Source organism: Streptomyces sp. NBC_01433, assembly GCF_026340105.1.
In the GTDB taxonomy this organism is placed as follows: domain Bacteria; phylum Actinomycetota; class Actinomycetes; order Streptomycetales; family Streptomycetaceae; genus Streptomyces.
In genome coordinates, this window is record NZ_JAPEPM010000002.1 from 1297468 (window position 1) to 1314625 (window position 17158).

The following is a 17158-nucleotide window of genomic DNA, read 5'->3' on the forward strand; positions in this document are numbered from 1 at the left end:
CGCCTCCGGGCCGGTCAGGCTCCGACCGGGGTGAACCGCACCGGCAGCGAGCCCGGCCCACGGGTGAAAAGGCCCTGTTCCGACGGGACGAAACCGTCCGCGAGGCGCACGTCCGGCATCGCGTCGAGCAGCTGGTTCACCCCGGCCTCCACCTCGGCCCTGGCCAGCAGCGCGCCCACACAGAAGTGCCGGCCGAGCGCGAACGCCAGATGGTCCGCCGCCGCCGAGAACGCGGTGGTGCCGGTCAGGTCGGTGCGGAAGATGTCGAAGCGGTCGGGGTCCCGGTAACGGGACTCGTCCCGGTTGGCGGCGCCGATCAGACAGGTGACGGTGACACCGGCCGGGACCGTGCCGCCGCTCAGCTCCACCTCCACCGCCGTCTGCCGCATGATCATGTGCACCGGCGGGGTGTAGCGCAGCGTCTCGGCGAAGGCCCGGTCGATGAGGGTGCGGTCCTCGCGTACCGCCGCGAGCTGATCGGGGTGGCCGAGCAGATTGGCGAAGATCGAGGCGATGGCCTTGTCGGTGGTCTCGCCGCCCGCCGCGAGCAGCAGGCTGCAGAACGCCTTGATGTCCTCGTCGCTCATCCGTACGCCGTCGGCCTCGGCGGCACAGAGCGCGGAGAGGAGGTCGTCGCCGGGCGCGTTCCGGCGCCGCTGGATGACCGGGATCATGTACGCGGCGAATTCCTGGCGGGTCCGCTCCCCGGCCGCCGCCACGTCCGGGTCCCCGGCGAGGTTGCCCAGAAAGGCGATGACCGTGGTGTACCAACCGTGGAACCGGTCGTGGTCCGCCTTGTCCAGGCCGAGCATGTCGGCGATGACCAGCACGGGGAAGCGGGTCGCGAACGCCTCGACGAGGTCGGCCTCGCCGGAGTGCCGGAAGGTGTCGATCAGCTCGCGGGCATTGCGTTCGATGACCGGCAGGAACTTCTCCTGGAGCTCCTTGCCCCGGAAGGCGGGCGCGACCAGGGCCCGTCGTACGGCGTGCTCCCGGCCGCTGAGCTGGAGGATCGTCCTGCCGTGGACCGGTTCGATCTGCCAGTCGTAGTTGTCCGTGGTGAACTCGCCGGCCTTGTCCTTGAAGACCCGCTCGACATCCTCGTACCGGGAGATGAGGTAACTGTCCGTGGCCTCGTGCCGGATCAGCGGCGCGTCGGCGCGCATGGTCCGGTAGGCCCCGTACGGATCGGCTGCGAAGGCGGGCGAGAGGATGTCGGGCGAAGACGACACGTGCGGTGCGGTCGGCTCCTGCGGCGCAGAGGTCATGACGCTCCAGGGTCGGGAACGGGCAACGCAGTCAAGGCTATTGATCATCCGTCCGTGCACACACCCTCCGGGGAACGCCCTGTCTGCCGGTCCGCGGCCCGCCGTCCTCCTGGTCACCGATCTCTCGCTCGGCCGGGTGGCGAAGGAGTTCCAGGGGGGCGTTCGTGGCCCGGCTGAAGAGCTCTCCGCGGGCACCGTCGGCCTGACCCGTCCGGCCTCGGCCCGCATGCGGTCGGTGCGGGCCGGTGTGAGGGTGCAAACGTGACCACTGCCAGCGAGACCGCCCCCGCCGCGCAGAGTGCCGCCGCGCCGCCCGTGCTCGACCGACGCCGCCGCAACATCGTCTTCGCCACGATCGTGCTCGGGATGCTGCTGGCGGCGCTGGACCAGACGATCGTGGGAACGGCCCTGCCGACGATCGTCTCGGACCTCGGGGGCGCCTCCCATATGTCCTGGGTGGTCACCGCGTATCTGCTCGCCGAGACGGTGGCGACGGTGCTGGTCGGCAAGTTCGGTGACCAGTTCGGGCGGAAGCTGGTCTTCCAGGTTTCGGCGATCATCTTCATCACCGGTTCGTTCCTGTGCGGTCTCGCGTCGAACATGCTGCTGCTGATCATCTGGCGGGGCATGCAGGGCATCGGCGCGGGCGGTCTCATGGTGACGTCCATGGCGCTCATCGCCGATGTGATCCCGCTGCGGGAACGCGGCAAGTACCAGGGGGCGATCGGTGCCGTCTTCGGTATCTCGACGGTCATCGGACCGCTGCTGGGCGGGCTGTTCACCGACCATCTGACCTGGCGCTGGGCGTTCTACGTCAATGTGCCGATCGCGATCGTGGTGGTCATCGCCGCCGCCCGCAACATTCCGTCGGTGAAGGCGGCCGGTCGGCCGGTCATCGACTATCTGGGTATCGCGCTGGTCGCGGTGGGGGCGAGCGCCCTGATCCTGGCGACGAGCTGGGGCGGCAACGAGTACGCCTGGGGCTCACCGGCCATCATCGGTCTGTTCATCGGCGGTCTCGTCGCCCTGGCGCTGTTCTGCGTGGTGGAGACGCGGGCGAGGGAACCGATGCTGCCGATGCGGCTGTTCCGCAACCCGGTCTTCACGGTCTGCTCTATCCTCAGCTTCATCGTGGGCTTCGCGATGCTGGGCGCGATGATCTTCCTGCCGACGTATCTCCAGTACGTGGACGGGGACTCGGCGACGCTGTCGGGGGTGCGGACGCTGCCGATGGTCGTCGGCCTGCTGATCGCCTCGATCTTCAGCGGCAACGTGGTGAGCAAGACCGGCCAGTACCGGCTGTTCCCCATCATCGGCTCCATGATCATGGCCGTCGGGCTCTTCCTCCTCTCCCGGATGGGACCGGAGAGCGGCGTGTGGCTGGAGTCGCTCTACATGCTGGTGCTGGGGCTCGGCATCGGGCTGTCCATGCAGGTGCTGACGATCGCCGTGCAGAACACCGTCGACTACGCGGACCTGGGCACGGCCACGTCGGGCGTGACCTTCTTCCGTACGCTCGGCAGTGCCTTCGGCACGGCGGTGTTCGGCACGATCTACGCCAACTCGCTCAAGCCCAACCTGGCCGAAGGCGTCGCCGAGGCGGTGCGGGCGGGCGGTGATCCCGCGGCGCTGGCCAAGGCTTCGCAGAACCCGCAGGCCCTGCACGCCCTGCCCGGCGTCCAGTCGGCGCCCCTGGCGCAGGCGTACGCGGACACCCTGCACACGGTCTTCCTGTGGACGGTGCCGGTGGCCCTGATCGGGTTTGTCGTGGCGCTGTTCCTGAAGCAGGTGAAGTTGCGGGACTCCGCGCGCGCCGGGTCGACGGACATGGGTGAGGGATTCGCCCAGCCCAGCACCGGGGACTCGTCGAAGCTGCTCGAATTCGCCGTGGCCAGAATCCTGCACGACGCGGGTCCGGACACGGCGCGGCGGATCGTGGCGGACTCCGACACCCGGCTCGACATGGCCGGGGCGTGGGCGGTGATGCAGGTCGATCTGTTCACCCGGATGGTGGGCCACGCGGGCCTCGGCCTGATCGCGACCCGGCACCGGATTCCGCCCGAGGTGCTGGTGCCGGTCTTCGACCGGATGATCGAGGAGGGCTATCTGACCGGGGACGGCCGGCTGTTCACGCACACGGCGGCGGGCCGGCGCGAGGCCGCGACGATCTCCGGCGCCTGGGGCCAGTGGCTGAACGCCCGGCTGGCCGAGGACGGTGCCCGGCCGGACGACCGTCAGCTGAGGGCGGCCGTCGATGTGATCGCCAAGCGGCTCCTGGCGGAGGACCTGGCCCAGGAGCTGTCCCCGGCGGCGCGGGTGAGGGGGGCGACGCGGGTGGGGACCCCGGTCTGAGGTCGGCCGTGCTTCCGGCCGGCACCCGCCGGGTGGTCGCGGCGCACCCGGACCGTCGGGGTTCCCACGGTGTCAGTGTTCCCAGGACCGGGGGCGGCTCTGCGCCTCCCACTCCTCGCGGAGCAGGGAGAGCAGCGCGCTGTCGTAGCGGCGGCCCCGGTGCACAGGCAGGCGGAGCGGCGTACCCCCTCCTGGACGAAGCCCGCGCCGGACAGGACGGCGAGCGCGGCGGTGTTGTCGGTGTGGGTGACCGCCTCGACGCGCTGCAGCGGCAGTTCACCGAAAGCCAGATCGGTCAGGGCCGCCAGGGCGTCGGCGGCGTACCCCTGGCCCCGGTGCTCGGGGGCCAGCAGCAGATACGCCTCCGCGGTGCCGTCGACGAAGTCCTCTTCGCTGAGCGAGACATGGCCGGCCGGGGTGCCGTCCGCGAGGAGGACGAGGAAGTCGTCACGGGTCCGGTCCTCGATCCAGCCCTCGATGCGTTCGCGGAGTTCGTACAGCGCACCGGGCCAGATGCCTGTCTCGTGGGCGGCGACCGGGTCGGAGCGCCAGCGCTGGATCAGTCCGGCGTCGTCGGGCTCGATCGGGGTGAAAGCCACGGTGCGGCCCCGCCGGAAGCGTTCTCGTACGGTGTCCGGCTGCTCGGCATCCTCGTTCATGCGCGGATCGTACGGGGCTGTCGGCACCACCGTGAACAGCTTTTCAGCCGACGAAGACGGCCGCCGCGTAGACCCAGGCACCCTGGTGGCGCACGAAGCGGCTCTGCTCGTGGAGCGAGTCGGGCCGCCCGTTGTCCGTGTAGTGGGCCCGGAAGGTGACCGTGCCCGTCGTGTGGAAGGCGCTGCCCTCCGTGGTGTCCAGGATCTCCAGCCGCACCCAGCGCATCGCGGGGTCGAAGTCGACGGCGGGCGGCCGGGTGTCGGGGTGCCAGCTGCGCAGCAGGTACGCGGCGTCCTGGACGACGAAGGCCGTGTACCGGGAGCGCATCAGCGCCTCGCAGCTCCGGGCGGCGGCCGTTCCGGAGTGCAGGGGGCCGCAGCAGTCCCCGTAGGTGGCGGGCAGGCCGCAGGGGCAGGGCGAGGTGGGAGTGATCCGTGGGGCCTGCGGGCCGGCGGTGGCGGGCCGCCGAGGTCGGGAGGTGCGTCGTGACATGGGTCCATTGTGACCCGGTGCGACGTGGGGTCCGTCGTCACCCGGTGCGGCCTGGAGTTCGTTGTCACCCGGTGCGGCATGGGGGCAGGGAGCCGGGGCGTTTCATCGGGTCCGTTGTGTCCCGGGGCGGCATCGGCTCAGGGGGCCGGGGTGAACCGGCGGCGGTATTCGGTGGGGGTCAGGCCCGTCCGGCGGCGGAGCTGGGTACGCAGATTGGTCGCGGTGCCGAGTCCGCTGGTGCGGGCGACCACGTCGAGGCGTTCCTCACCGCGTTCCATGAGGCGGCAGGCCAGGGTGACGCGCTGTTCGGTCAGCCACGCCAGCGGGGTGGTACCGAGCTGGGCCCGGAAGCGGCGGTGCAGGGTGGCGGGGCTGACGGCGGCGCGGGCGGCGAGTCCGGGCACGTCGAGGGCGGCGCCGATGTGCGCTCCGGCCCACTCCAGGAGCGGGCCGAGCGAGGTGTCGGGGACGGCGGGCACGGGGTGCTCGACGAACTGACGCTGGCCACCGTCGCGGTGCGCCGTGAAGACCAGACGCCTGCTGACGGCCGCGGCGATCTCCGCGCCGTGGTCGCTGCGCACCAGGTGGAGCGCGGTGTCGAGGGCGGCGGCGCTGCCCGCGCCCGTGATGATCTGTCCGTCGTCGACGAACAGGACGTCGGGGTCGAGGCGGACCCGGGGGTAGCGGGCGGTGAAGGTGTCGGCCCACCGCCAGTGCGTGGTGGCGCGGCGGCCGTCCAGCACTCCGGCGGCGGCGAGCGTGAACGAGCCCGTGCAGAAGCTGACCAGCCGGGCGCCGCGGGCGGCGGCGCGCCGGATCGCGTCGAGGTCGGCCGGGTCGGCGGCGGCCTCGGGATCGGGGCGGTTCGGCACGATCACGGTGTCGGCGCGGTCCACGGCATCGAGCCCGGCGATGCCGGAGAGCTGGAAGAAGCCGGAGTGCATACGGACCGTCGGGGTGGCGGCGCAGAGCGCGAAGTCGTACCAGGGAACGGGCAGCTCGGGGCGGCGCAGACCGAAGATCTCGGTGGCCACGCTCATCTCGAAGGGGTTGGAACCGGCCGAGACGATCAAGACGACCCGGTGAGAGGATTCTTTCGCCATATGCGATTCCTATCACTCCCCGGTTCGTGCGTCGACGGGCACGATGGCGGCATGAGCGATGACACGACAGGACCCGCCGCACACCCGATCCTGCTGAGCGACGCGCTGAGCACCTTCGACGCGCTGTGGAGCCCGCGCGTCGTGACCCGCGTCAATGACTACGACGTGCGGGCCGCGAAGGTGCGCGGCGAGCATGTGTGGCATGTCCACGAGGACACGGACGAGTTCTTCCTGGTGCTGGACGGGGCCCTGGAGATCGCCCTGCGCGAGGCGGGCGGCGAGCGGGCGGTCACGCTGGAGCGCGGCGCGGTGTTCGTCGTGCCGCGCGGGATCTGGCACCGGCCGTCCTCGGCGGACGGCGCCTCGCTCATGCTCTTCGAGCCGTCCGGTACGTCGACGGTGGGCGACGCGCACGACGAGGTCCCCGACCATGTGGACGCGACGACCGGTCACGCGCTCGCGCTCTGAAACACATGAGGACCGGGTGGCCGCTCGCGACGACGATCGCCGCGGGCGTCACCCTGTCCGCCGGCCGCCGGTGACGGGCACGGTCAGGGCTTGGGGGCGCCGTCAGGGCTTGCGGGCGACGCCCGCGTATCCGGGGATCGGCTCGTCACCGGGGACATCGATGACCTCGCCGAGTTCCGGGTGCCAGTCGGCGGAGAGCGAGACGCCGGGCTCCACGAGGTCGAGTCCGTCGAAGAACGCGGCGAGTTCGGCACGGCTGCGAGGCCGCAGCGTCATGCCGCGCGCCTTGTACATGGCACGCGCCTGTGCCGCGCCCTCCGGGTTGAAGTCACCGGTGGTGTGCGAGAGGACGAGATAGCTGCCGGGGGCCAGTTGCCCCACGAGACGGTCGACGAGCTCCGCGGCACCGTCCTCGTCGTCCAGGAAGTGCAGCAGCGCGAGCAGCGACAGCGCGATCGGCTTGTCGAAGTCGAGGACCTTTCCCGCCTCGGCCAGGATGGTCGCAGGCTCCCGCGCGTCGGCCTGGATGTACTCGGTGGCGCCCTGCGAGGTGGAGCGCAGCAGGGCGGCGGCGTGGGCGAGCACGATCGGGTCGTTGTCGCAGTAGACGATGCGCGCGTCCGGGGCCGCCTGCTGGGCGATCTGGTGGAGGTTCGGCTCGGTCGGTATGCCGGTGCCGATGTCCAGGAACTGGCGTACCCCCTGCTCGGCCAGCCAGCGGGTGGCCCGGTGCATGAACGCCCGGTTGACGCGTGCCATGTCCCGGCCGCGGGAGTCCAGCACGAGCAGTTGCCGGGCCATCTGTTCGTCGACCGGGTAGTTGTCCTTGCCGCCGAGGAACCAGTCGTACATCCGCGCGGGATGCGGCTTGCTGGTGTCGATCTCGATGGACTGGGGGTCTTGCCCGGTCATGGCACGCTCCGTAACTAATTGTCCGTACGTCGACGTTCACAGAGAACAAAGAGATATGGGGCGAGAATAGATGCCGATGCGTCAGGTGAGAAGGAAATCCGCCTGCCCCGCCTTGGCACCTTGGATGAACGCGGCGATCTCGCCGTTGGAGTAGATCAGCGCCGGACCGTCGGGGTCCGCGGACTGGCGTACCGCGACCCTGCCGTCGGCCAGCTTCATGGCCTCGATGCAGTTGCCTCCGTTGCCGCCGCTCCACGGCTTGTACCAGCCCTCGGAACCCAGGTCGCCGGCCGGCATGCCGTTGTATATGTGGTTCATCACAGCTCCTTGCGGAAGTCCCTGAGGATTTCCTTCGTGCGTTGTGCAGTTGCCGCCTGAGCCGCCATGCGGTCCATGACTTCGAGGTAGGAGGCCACCTCGGGGCGCGCGTCGAAGTAGACGGCGCCGGTCAGGTACTCGCTGTAGACCATGTCGGGCAGTTCGGGGACGGCGAACCGGAAGAGCACGAAGGGGCCGTACGTGCCGGGGTGATGGCCGGTGGCGAACTCCGCGATCTGGATCGTCACATGGGGCATCTCAGTGGCGTCGAGCAGCTTGTCGATCTGTCCGCGCATCGCGTCGACGCTGCCGACCGGGCGCCGCAGGACGGTCTCGTCCATGACCACCCACAGCTTCGGAGCGTCCCCCTTGGCGAGCAGCGCCTGCCGCTCCATCCGCAGCGCGACATGGCGCTCTATGTCCTCGGGTCTGGTCTGGCCGACGGCGCCGGTACGCATCACGGAGCGCGCGTAGTCCTCGGTCTGGAGCAGCCCGGGGACGAAGTGCGGCTCGTACATGCGGAGCAGGCTCGCGGCGCCCTCCAGGCTGACGTACATGCTGAACCAGTCGGGCAGTACGTCGTGGAAGCGCTGCCACCAGCCCGGCTTGTTGGCCTCCTCGGCGAGCTCGACGAAGGCGTCGGCCTCGTCGTCGGCGATCCCGTACGCCTTCAGCAACAGCTGGACATAAGGGATCTTCAGCCCGACCTCGGCCGTCTCCATCCTGCGTATCGTCGCGGGGGCGACCCTGAGCACCTTCGCGGCCTGGTCACGGTTCAGGCCGACACGCTCCCGCAGATCCTGCAGGCGCTTGCCCAGAACGACCTGTCCCACGGTCGGGGCGGACCGCGGTTCGCTCACTTCAGCCTCCCCATGCGCTGTTTGGCAGCAGTGTGCCATGTGCGTGCCACCAAGAACACATCCACTCTGAAATTTTCAGAGTGCCCCTTGCCAAGTGTTCATGTCGGGGGGAGAGTTGGCGAGTGAACCAGTTCACTTAGTCGCGCCCGCCCTTTTTCACAAAGGAACAAAGCGTGACGCAGCCCCCACTGTGAGGAATCGGTCGTGGCACCTGGCAGTGCGCTCATCCCCCGGCTCATGGACCTCAGCCCCGGGACGGAAGCGCTCCGTTACTGCTTCGCGCTGCCCGCGCAACCGGAGTCGGTAGCCGGAGCGCGACGGCTGACCCGGACTTGGCTCGACGCCTGGAAGCTGGACGGCGACACCTACGACGCCGCGATCCTCATCGTCTCCGAGCTGGTGACCAACGCGATCGTGCACACCGCGAGCGCCCGTGTGGTGTGCGAACTCCGATGCCTCGGCAGGCGGCTGCGCATAGCCGTACAGGACCAGGGGCACCAGCCGGGCGGCCCGCGCCTGCGCCGCACGGCCGACGACGAGCACGGACGCGGCCTGCTGCTCGTCGACTCGATGAGCAGCGCCTGGGGGTCCGAGGACGCGGGGGACGCCTCCGGACGCATCGTCTGGGCGGAACTGCCGCACGGCACGGAGCAGCCATGCTGAGGAACGCCATGTCCCGTCTGCGTGGAGCGCAGCACTCCCCCGACCGGCGAGAGACCCGCGATGGCCGGGTGCGGCTCCCCCTGCCCCCCGCGCTGTCGGCCAGTCTCGGCTGTGACGCGGTGGGGGTTCCCGCGCGGTACGGATTCCGGCTGATGTCGCACCTGCCGCGCACCGGGTGCGTCTTCGCCGATGCCGAGCGGTGGTGGTGGATCGTTCCGGCGGGCTCGGATCTGGACCTGGACTGGCCCGAGCAGGTTTCGTACGAAACCGGGGTGTACGTCCCCGCGGTGCGGCCCCGGCTGATCCACGCCCCCGACAGCCTCACGCCGTACACCCCGCCCATTCCGCTTTTCCTGATGGCCTGCCAGGTGACCGGTGTGGCCCCGTCCTGGGCCGCGGCCGGACGGCCCAGCGTCGTGTCCGCGCCCTGACGGAAGTCCCCTCGCATCGGCCCTGCGGTGCCGTTCGGACCGGTCGGGCACCCTTGTCACGCTGCGTTGTCAGTGGTCGGCCCTACTGTGGCAGCACTGATCGAAACGCCCGCGGCGGAGCGGGCTGTCGGGGTGTGAAGGGGGCGTTCCTGTGCGGCGCTGGGAGTATGTCGAGGGCTCTGCTTCGAAGTTCTGGGAGACCGGGGCGGAGGGTGTCACGGTCACCGTGCGGTACGGGCGTTGCGGGAGCGACGGCCGGACGCAGACGAAGGAGTACGCGTCGGCGGACGCCGCCGAGGAGCAGATCCGCAGGACGATCGCGGAGAAGGAACGCAAGGGGTACCGCGAGGTGGGGGCAGCGGACGCGGACCCTGCGGAGACTTCAGCGCCTTCCGTTTCCACGGCTTCCACGGTCTCGTCGGCATCCTCGGCTTCCACGGGCCCGTCAGCGTCTTCGGCTTCCTCGCCTGCAACGGGCCCGTCGGCGTCTTCGGGTTCTACGGCTTTTACGGCTGCAACAGTCCCGTCGGCATCTTCGGCGGGTGCGCTCCCCGACGAGGACACCTTCGAACTCCCCGCGAACTGGCGGCGGGTGCTCCACCCTCGCCGGGGCGGCGTGCCGCGAACGCCGGGGAAGCCGCGGCGCCAGGTGCTGGAGGCGGTCGAGGCACGGGTGGCCGAGGAGGCCGCGTGGATCGAGGAGTTCTTGCTCGCACCGCGCACCGATGCCGCCCTCGCCGAGCAGGTGCGCTCGCAGCTCACCGGTGATCCGTCCCCCGTCGGCGCGGCCGCGCTGGCCGCCATGGTCACGATCTCCGGGTCGCACTCGGCGTGGGCGGACACCTGGGTCGCCCGCCACGGGCTGCCGTTCGCCGCGCGCGCGGCGGTGGAGTTCTTCCAGATCGACGCGCGCTGGAACCGGAGCGGACGCCAACGGAGCAAGCCCGTCCTCCAGGCGCTCAGCACCGCCCGGCACACCTACTGGTCCAGCGAGCGCCGCCCGGCGATCGACCGCGTCCGGGTCCTGGTCGCGGCGGCCGACGAGGAGACCTACCGCGCGACGGTCGCGGCACTCGCCGACTGCCGCACCACCACGCAACGAAAGATCCTCGCGGCCTATCTGGCACCGAGCGAGAGCGACTGGGTCGCCGATCTGTGTACGGACGCGCAGGTGATCACGGAACGCGACCTGACGCTGCGGGCCCTGGTGTTCTCCTCACTCAACTCCGTCGACCAGATCGAGCTGTTCGACGAGCCGCCCGGCTTCGACCACAGCGTCGCGCTGATCGCGACAGTCGCCGAAGGCGTCGGCACAGCCATCACTCCGCTGCTGGCGGAGGCCCTCACCGGGTACTACTACGCGGACGGGGAGAAGCTCGTCGCCCAGGCGCTGATCGAGATCCCGACGGACGAGGCGTTTCTCGTCCTGCTGCGCCACTCGGACAAGAAGCACTCACGCGCCGCCCTCCTCGACGCGATGCGCCGCTATCCCGTACGGGCGCTGCGGCTGCTCGGCGCCGACGTGCGGGACACCGACAGCCCGACGTCCAAGGCCTCGCGGAAGCTGCTCCTCGGCCATATCGGAGCCCACCGTGAGCTGGTGGCGACCGTGCTCCCGACCCTCTCCGCCGAGCTCACGGAAATCGTCGAACCACTCCTCAACCCCGTGGACCGGATCGCCGACGCGCCCGCGCACGCGCTGCCCGCCGTGCTGACGCGCCCGCCGTGGTCCCGGCCGCGCACCCATGTCAAGCCGGTCGTCGTGACCGGACTGGAAGCTGTGCACGAGCCCTCGGTGCGCTGGGCACCCGACGAGCGGGACCAGTGGGCGGCATGCACCAGCTGGTACACGCGCAAGCACGACATCCACGACTGGGAGAAGGAGATGACGCACCTGCGTCACACCCTCGGCTCCGACAGCCTCCACCCCGCCTGGGCCTACGTCCACGGACCCGAGGAACTGGTCGCGCCCCACCTCGCCACATGGGACCCGACCGATCTGTGGGACGCCGGGGACACGCTCAAGCCGATCGCCGCCCGTTTCGGGCTCGCGGCCCTGCCGTTGCTGCTGCGGGCCGTGCCCCGGCAGCCCGGTCAGCTCGCCCCGCTGCTGCTCCCGTTCCTCGATGTGCACGTCGCACGGCACATGGCCAACTGGGCGGTGCGGCTCAAGTCCGCGGCGACGACGGCGCGTTCCTGGTTCGCGCGGCACGGGGCCGAGGCCGCCGCGCTGCTGGTGCCCGACGCGGTGGGCAAGGCCGGTGTCGCCCGGCGCTCCGCCGAGCACGCCCTGCTCCAGATCGCCGCGGTGCACGGTGACCAGGTGGTGCGCGAGGCCGCCGCGTCGTACGGTGCGCGGGCCGCGGAGGCCGTCGAGGCGCTGCTCGCCACCGATCCGCTGGAGCGTGTCCTGCCCGCGAAGATGCCGGCCGTACCGGGGTGGGCGGAGCCCGTGCTGCTGCCGCAGATCCTGATCCGTTCCGGTGGCGCGCTGCCCGAGCAGTCGGTGCGCGACGCCGTGATGATGCTGGCCCTGTCCAGGCCCGGGGAGGTGTACGCGGGTGTCACCGCGCTCACGGAGACCGCGGACGCCGATTCGCTCGCGGAGTTCGCCTGGGCCCTGTTCCAGCAGTGGCAGCAGGCCAATCTGCCGGCCGCGGAGTCCTGGGCCCTCCATGCGCTGGGCCTGCTGGGCGACGACGAGACGGTGCGCCGGCTGACTCCGATCATCCGGTCCTGGCCCGGAGAGGGCGCACACCACCGGGCCGTGGAGGGCCTCGATGTGCTCGCCGCCATCGGCAGTGATGTCGCGCTGCTGCATCTGAACGGCATCTCGCAGCGGGTGAAGTTCAAGGGGCTGAAGGTCCGGGCCCAGGAAAAGATCGCCGAGGTGGCGTCGGCACTGGGGCTGACCGGGGAGCAGCTCGCGGACCGGCTGGTGCCCGACTTCGGGCTGGACGATGACGGCTCGACGGTCATCGACTACGGCACGCGGACGTTCACGGTCGGCTTCGACGAGCAGCTGAGGCCGTACGTGCTGGACGCCGACGGCAAGCGGCGCAAGGACCTGCCGACGCCGGGCGCGCGGGACGACGCGGAGCTGGCCCCGGCGGAGCGCAAGCGGTTCATGGCGCTGAAGAAGGATGTGCGGACGGTCGCCGCCGATCAGGTGCGGCGGCTGGAAGCGGCCATGGTGACGGACCGCTCCTGGACGGCCCAGGAGTTCCGCGAGCTGTTCGTCGGCCATCCACTGCTGTGGCACCTGGTGCGCCGGCTGGTGTGGCTGAGTGAACTGGACGGGGTGCGGACATCGTTCCGGGTGGCGGAGGACCGTACGTTCGCCGACGCCGAGGACGACGTGTTCGCCCTGCCCGACGGGGCCACGGTCGGCCTCGCGCACCCGCTGCACCTGGGGGACGAACTGACCGTCTGGTCCGAGGTGTTCGCGGACTACGAGATCCTTCAGCCGTTCCCGCAGCTCGGCCGGGCGGTGTACGCGCTGACGGAGGAGGAGGCCGGAGGCTACCGGCTGCCCCGGTTCGAGGGGCTCACGGTGCCAATAGGCAAGGTGCTGGGACTGGAGCGGCGCGGCTGGCGACGCGGGGTGCCGCAGGACGCGGGCGTGGAGCGCTGGATCTCCAAGCGGCTCGGCGAGGACTGCTATCTGGTGATCGGCCTGTACGAGGGCATCGCCGTCGGGGTCGTCGACATGTTCCCGGACCAGAAGCTCGAAACGGTCTGGCTCGACACCGAGCCCACCGATCACTGGGACAGGCGCGCCCACCCGTTGCGCTTCGGCGGCCTCGGTCCGGTGGTCGTGTCCGAGCTGCTGGCCGACCTGGCGGAGCTGACCGAGGGAGTCGTGGCATGAGCGTGCGGACGAGGGAAGAGGACGGGGCCGGGTCGCCGGGAGACAGCGCCGCCGGGGCGGACGGTGCGCCGGTGCGGGGGCAGTCCCCCGCCGAGGAGGGCGGGCCGGCCGCCGTGCAGCGGCCACCGGCCGAGGTGCGTCACGCGGACGAGCTGGCGGCGCTGCGGGCCGCGGACCGGGATCCGCGGCCACCCGGCTGGGAGCTGAGCCTGCGGGCCGCCCGGCGGTTCGTCATCGGCGACGAGAGCGCGGGCGTCAGCCGTAAGTTCGTCGGCAATCCGTCGCTGGTCGACCGGGCTCTGGTGACGCTCGCGACCAGCCGCGGGCTGATGCTCGTCGGCGAACCGGGCACGGCGAAGTCCCTGCTGTCCGAGCTGATCGCGGCGGCGGTCAGCGGGGTCTCGACACTGACGGTGCAGGGCGGCGCGGCCACCACCGAGGACCAGATCAAGTACGGCTGGAATTACGCGCTGCTGGTGGCCGAGGGCCCCTCGCCCCGGTCGCTGGTACCGGCCCCGATGCTGCGCGGGATGGCGGAGGGCCGGATCGTACGCTTCGAGGAGATCACCCGCTGCCCGCTGGAGGTCCAGGACTCGCTGCTCTCGCTCCTCTCCGAGCGGGTCGTGGCCATTCCCGAACTCCCGGGCGCCGACGGCATGGTCTTCGCCCGTCAGGGGTTCAACGTCATCGCCACCGCCAACACCCGGGACCGGGGCGTCAACGAGATGAGCGCGGCGCTCAAGCGGCGGTTCAACTTCGAGACGGTCTTCCCGATCCCCGACCTGGACACCGAGCTGGCCCTGGTCGAGGCCGAGGTGGCCACGCTGCTGCGGCGTTCGGGGGTGGAGCCGCCGCCGGACCGGGATGTGCTGGAGGTCCTCGTCGGTACGTTCCGGGAACTGCGCGCGGGCGGCGGCGCCAGGAGCGGTGCGGTCCCGGACCGGCCAGCGGCGGTGATGAGCACGGCCGAGGCGGTCTCCGTGGCCCATGCGGTGGGGGTGCGCGGCTGGTTCCTGCGCGGTGAGCCGGGCAGCGCCGCCGATGTCGTGGCCTGCCTGGCCGGTACGGCGGCGAAGGACAGTCCGGAGGACATGGCCCGGCTGCGCCGCTATCTCGAACAGCAGGTGCAGCGTCGCCGGGGGCCGCAGTGGCAGGCCCTGTACGACGCGCGTCATCTGCTGGCCGACTGATGTCCGCCGTGTTCCTGGGGGTGCGCCACCACTCCCCGGCCTGCGCCCGGCTAGTCGAGCGGACCATCGAGCGCCTGCGGCCCGCCCATGTGCTGGTGGAGGGCCCGGCCGAGATGAACACGCGGCTGGACGAACTGCTGCTCGGGCACGACCTGCCGGTCGCGGTGTTCAGCCACTACCGCGACGAGGACCGGTCGGCGACGTCCTGGGCGCCGCTGTGCGACTACTCCCCCGAGTGGGTCGCGCTACGGGCGGGCCGGGCGGCCGGGGCCGAGGTCCGCTTCATCGATCTGCCCGCCTGGCACCCGGCGTTCGCCGACCGCACCAACCGGTATGCCGATGCGGAGGCCCGGTACGCACAAGCCACGGCACGGCTGTGCGAGCACTTCGCGGTGGACTCGTCGGACGCCCTGTGGGACCGGCTTTTCGAGGTCGAACCGGAGGACGGGCTCGCGGAGCGGCTCGACGCCTACTTCGCCCTGGTGCGCGGCGACGCGGAGGCCGACGATCGCGACCGGGCGCGCGAGGGGTACATGGCCGCGTGGGTACGGTCGGCTCTCGCCGCGTCCGGCGGCCGCCCGGTGCTGGTGGTGACCGGCGGCTTCCACCAGCCGGCGTTGCGCGCGCTCGTGGCGGGTGGCGCCGAGGGCGGGTGGGCCGTCGGTGCGGACGGGTGGCCGAAGGTGCCCGTTCCGCCCGCCGGTGCGCAGGCCGGGAGTTTCCTGGTGCCCTACTCCTTCCGCCAGTTGGACTCCTTCTCCGGCTATCAGTCGGGCATGCCGTCGCCCGGCTACTACCAACAGGTGTGGGAGGCGGGCCCCGAAGCCGCGGCGGACGGGTTGCTGCGTGTCGTCGTCGAGCGGCTGCGGGCCCGTAAGTACGCCGTGTCCACCGCCGATCTGATCGCGGCCCGGAGCATGGCCCAGGGCCTCACGGCGCTGCGCGGCCATCCCCGTCCCGCGAGGATCGATGTCCTCGACGGCCTGGCGGGCGCGCTGATCACGGACGACCTGGACGGCCCGCTCCCCTGGACGTCCCGGGCCGCGCTGGCGGCGGGCACCCATCCCGCCGTTGTCGAGATGGTCGCGGCGTGCGGCGGTGACCGCACGGGACGGCTGCATCCCGCCACCCCCGCGCCACCGCTGGTGCACGATGTGGCGGCACAGCTCGCCCGGCTGCGGCTGGACGGCGCCCGGGAGACGGCGTACGGCCTCGATCTCATGGACGCCGGGGATCTGGAACGCAGCCGGGTGCTGCACCGGCTGCGGGTCCTCGCAGTGCCCGGCCACACCCGGACCGCGGGCCCCGAGCACGGCGTCGACCCGGTATTCACCGAGCGCTGGGAGTCCGCTCCGGCACCGGGCCGGGACGCCGCACTCGTCGAGGCCGGGGCGTACGGGGCGAGTCTCGCGGAAGCCGCGGCGGCCTCGCTCACCGCGCGCACGCGCGGAATCGAGGCCGGGGCGGACACGCTCGCGGGTGCCCTGTTCGACGCCGTGCTCTGCGGCGCGGGCGCCCTGTCCGAACCGCTCCTGACCGAACTGGCGGACCGGGTCCGCGGGTTGAAGACTCCCGGCCCGCTCGGTGAGGTGCTGGCCACGGCACTCGGCCTGTGGCGGCACGACCGGGTGTACGGGGTGGCCCGCGGCCTACTCCTCGGCTCCGTGATCGACAGCGCCGCGGTCCGGTTGCTCTGGCTGATCGAGGGGGCTCGCGGGGCTTCGGGGGTGGACTTCCCCCGGCTGCGGGCGGTGGCCGCGGTGCGGGACGCGGTGCTGCACGCGCCCGGACTGCTGTCGGTGGCACGGGAGACCGTGACCGGGATCGCCCTGCGGGTCAGCCGCGACCGGGCCGCCCCGCTCGACCTGCGCGGCGCGGCCTTCGGCCTGTACCGCACGCTGGAATCCGGTGCCCCCGACGATCCCGGCCCCGCCGTGCACTCGGTGGCTGCGGGCGGAGCGGATGCGCTCGGCGACTGGCTGGCTGGGCTGTTCGCGGTGGCCCGCGAGGAGGTGACCGGGGTGGCGGCCGACGGTTCCGCGTCACTCGTCGCGGTGCTGGACGATCTCCTCGGCGCCCTCCCCGACGCGGACTTCCTGTCCGGGCTGCCCGCCCTGCGCCAGGCGTTCGCGTACTTCCCGCCCCGCGAGCGCGAGCGGATCGCGGCACGGCTCCTGGAGCGGCGCGGAGTCCGGGGTTCGTCGCGCTCGCTGCTGCGGACCACCGCCGACCCGCTGCTGATCGTCCGGGCCGGCGCCCTGGAGGAGGACGTGTCCCGTTTGCTGGCCCGTTACGGACTGGGAGTCGCACCATGACCGCATCCACCTCCGCCTCCGCACCCCAGCCCGCATCCGGGCGCGTCGGGCCGAACGGGCCGAACCGGCCGGAGGGAACCGACCGTCCCGACGTTCCTGGTACTTCGGTGACTGCGGACACTGCGGACACTGCTGATGCTTCTGACACTCCTGGCGCTCCTGACGCGGGACTTGAGCGCTGGCGGCTGGTGCTGGGGTCGCCGGCCGAGACCTGTACCGGGCCGCTGGGTGAGGGATCCGCCGCACAGGACGCCG

At 71.5% G+C, this 17158-nt stretch carries 13 protein-coding genes and 2 pseudogenes; 8 read left to right on the forward strand and 7 right to left on the reverse strand.

What is annotated here, in order from left to right:
- Positions 1 to 14 precede the first annotated feature (14 nt).
- Positions 15 to 1268 carry a cytochrome P450 gene (locus tag OG413_RS33290; RefSeq protein ID WP_266812071.1) on the reverse strand — a complete coding sequence of 418 codons (1254 nt, stop codon included), beginning with the start codon at positions 1266 to 1268 and terminating at the stop codon, positions 15 to 17.
- Between the two features lie 261 nt (positions 1269 to 1529).
- Between OG413_RS33290 and OG413_RS33295 the strand changes: the two genes are divergently transcribed.
- On the forward strand, positions 1530 to 3620 hold the full coding sequence (locus tag OG413_RS33295; protein WP_266812073.1) for an MDR family MFS transporter: 2091 nt from the start codon (positions 1530 to 1532) through the stop codon (positions 3618 to 3620).
- Between the two features lie 72 nt (positions 3621 to 3692).
- On the opposite strand, the pseudogene OG413_RS33300 reads toward OG413_RS33295, so the two are convergent.
- From OG413_RS33300 to OG413_RS33310, 3 genes and pseudogenes are all read right to left on the reverse strand, one after another.
- Positions 3693 to 4279, reverse strand: a pseudogene (locus OG413_RS33300) (GNAT family N-acetyltransferase).
- 43 nt (positions 4280 to 4322) lie between these two features.
- Complete coding sequence (locus tag OG413_RS33305; RefSeq protein WP_266812076.1) at positions 4323 to 4772, reverse strand: YchJ family protein; 450 nt, start codon at positions 4770 to 4772, stop codon at positions 4323 to 4325.
- A 137-nt stretch (positions 4773 to 4909) separates the two neighbouring features.
- Positions 4910 to 5875 carry a GlxA family transcriptional regulator gene (locus tag OG413_RS33310; protein ID WP_266812077.1) on the reverse strand — a complete coding sequence of 322 codons (966 nt, stop codon included), beginning with the start codon at positions 5873 to 5875 and terminating at the stop codon, positions 4910 to 4912.
- A 51-nt stretch (positions 5876 to 5926) separates the two neighbouring features.
- Between OG413_RS33310 and OG413_RS33315 the strand changes: the two genes are divergently transcribed.
- Positions 5927 to 6343, forward strand: coding sequence for a cupin domain-containing protein (locus OG413_RS33315; RefSeq protein ID WP_266812079.1), 417 nt, complete (start codon positions 5927 to 5929; stop codon positions 6341 to 6343).
- 102 nt (positions 6344 to 6445) lie between these two features.
- Here the strand turns inward: OG413_RS33315 and OG413_RS33320 are convergent, their stop codons facing one another.
- The 3 genes from OG413_RS33320 to OG413_RS33330 all read right to left on the reverse strand — a co-directional run bounded on the left by OG413_RS33320 (position 6446) and on the right by OG413_RS33330 (position 8433).
- Positions 6446 to 7255, reverse strand: coding sequence for an SAM-dependent methyltransferase (locus OG413_RS33320; RefSeq protein WP_266812080.1), 810 nt, complete (start codon positions 7253 to 7255; stop codon positions 6446 to 6448).
- Between the two features lie 81 nt (positions 7256 to 7336).
- On the reverse strand, positions 7337 to 7573 hold the full coding sequence (locus OG413_RS33325; RefSeq protein ID WP_010058136.1) for a DUF397 domain-containing protein: 237 nt from the start codon (positions 7571 to 7573) through the stop codon (positions 7337 to 7339).
- Positions 7573 to 8433 (reverse strand): helix-turn-helix transcriptional regulator, encoded by an 861-nt coding sequence (locus OG413_RS33330; protein ID WP_266812095.1) that lies wholly within the window; start codon positions 8431 to 8433, stop codon positions 7573 to 7575. The genes OG413_RS33325 and OG413_RS33330 overlap by 1 nt, the downstream gene beginning before the upstream one ends.
- 204 nt (positions 8434 to 8637) lie before the next feature.
- Here OG413_RS33330 and OG413_RS33335 point away from each other — a divergent pair, with 204 nt between their 5' ends.
- The 6 genes and pseudogenes from OG413_RS33335 (at position 8638) to OG413_RS33355 (ending at position 16903) form a co-directional block, all read left to right on the forward strand.
- Positions 8638 to 9096, forward strand: a complete 459-nt coding sequence (locus tag OG413_RS33335) for an ATP-binding protein (protein WP_266812097.1) — start codon at positions 8638 to 8640, stop codon at positions 9094 to 9096.
- Entirely contained in the window at positions 9090 to 9527 is a 438-nt protein-coding gene (locus tag OG413_RS33340; RefSeq protein ID WP_266812099.1) for a hypothetical protein, read from the forward strand. Before OG413_RS33335 ends, OG413_RS33340 begins: the two co-directional genes overlap by 7 nt.
- Before the next feature lie 151 nt (positions 9528 to 9678).
- Positions 9679 to 9870: pseudogene (locus tag OG413_RS47170) on the forward strand (WGR domain-containing protein); the annotation flags it as partial.
- Positions 9871 to 10143: 273 nt separating this feature from the next.
- Positions 10144 to 13398, forward strand: coding sequence for a DUF4132 domain-containing protein (locus OG413_RS33345; protein ID WP_266812100.1), 3255 nt, complete (start codon positions 10144 to 10146; stop codon positions 13396 to 13398).
- A complete protein-coding gene (locus OG413_RS33350; RefSeq protein ID WP_266812102.1) occupies positions 13395 to 14588 on the forward strand; it encodes an AAA family ATPase in 1194 nt (397 codons plus the stop codon). Before OG413_RS33345 ends, OG413_RS33350 begins: the two co-directional genes overlap by 4 nt.
- The gene (locus OG413_RS33355; protein WP_266812104.1) at positions 14588 to 16903 is read left to right on the forward strand and encodes a DUF5682 family protein; all 2316 of its coding nucleotides are present in this window, start codon (positions 14588 to 14590) and stop codon (positions 16901 to 16903) included. Before OG413_RS33350 ends, OG413_RS33355 begins: the two co-directional genes overlap by 1 nt.
- The last annotated feature ends 255 nt before the right edge of the window (positions 16904 to 17158 follow it).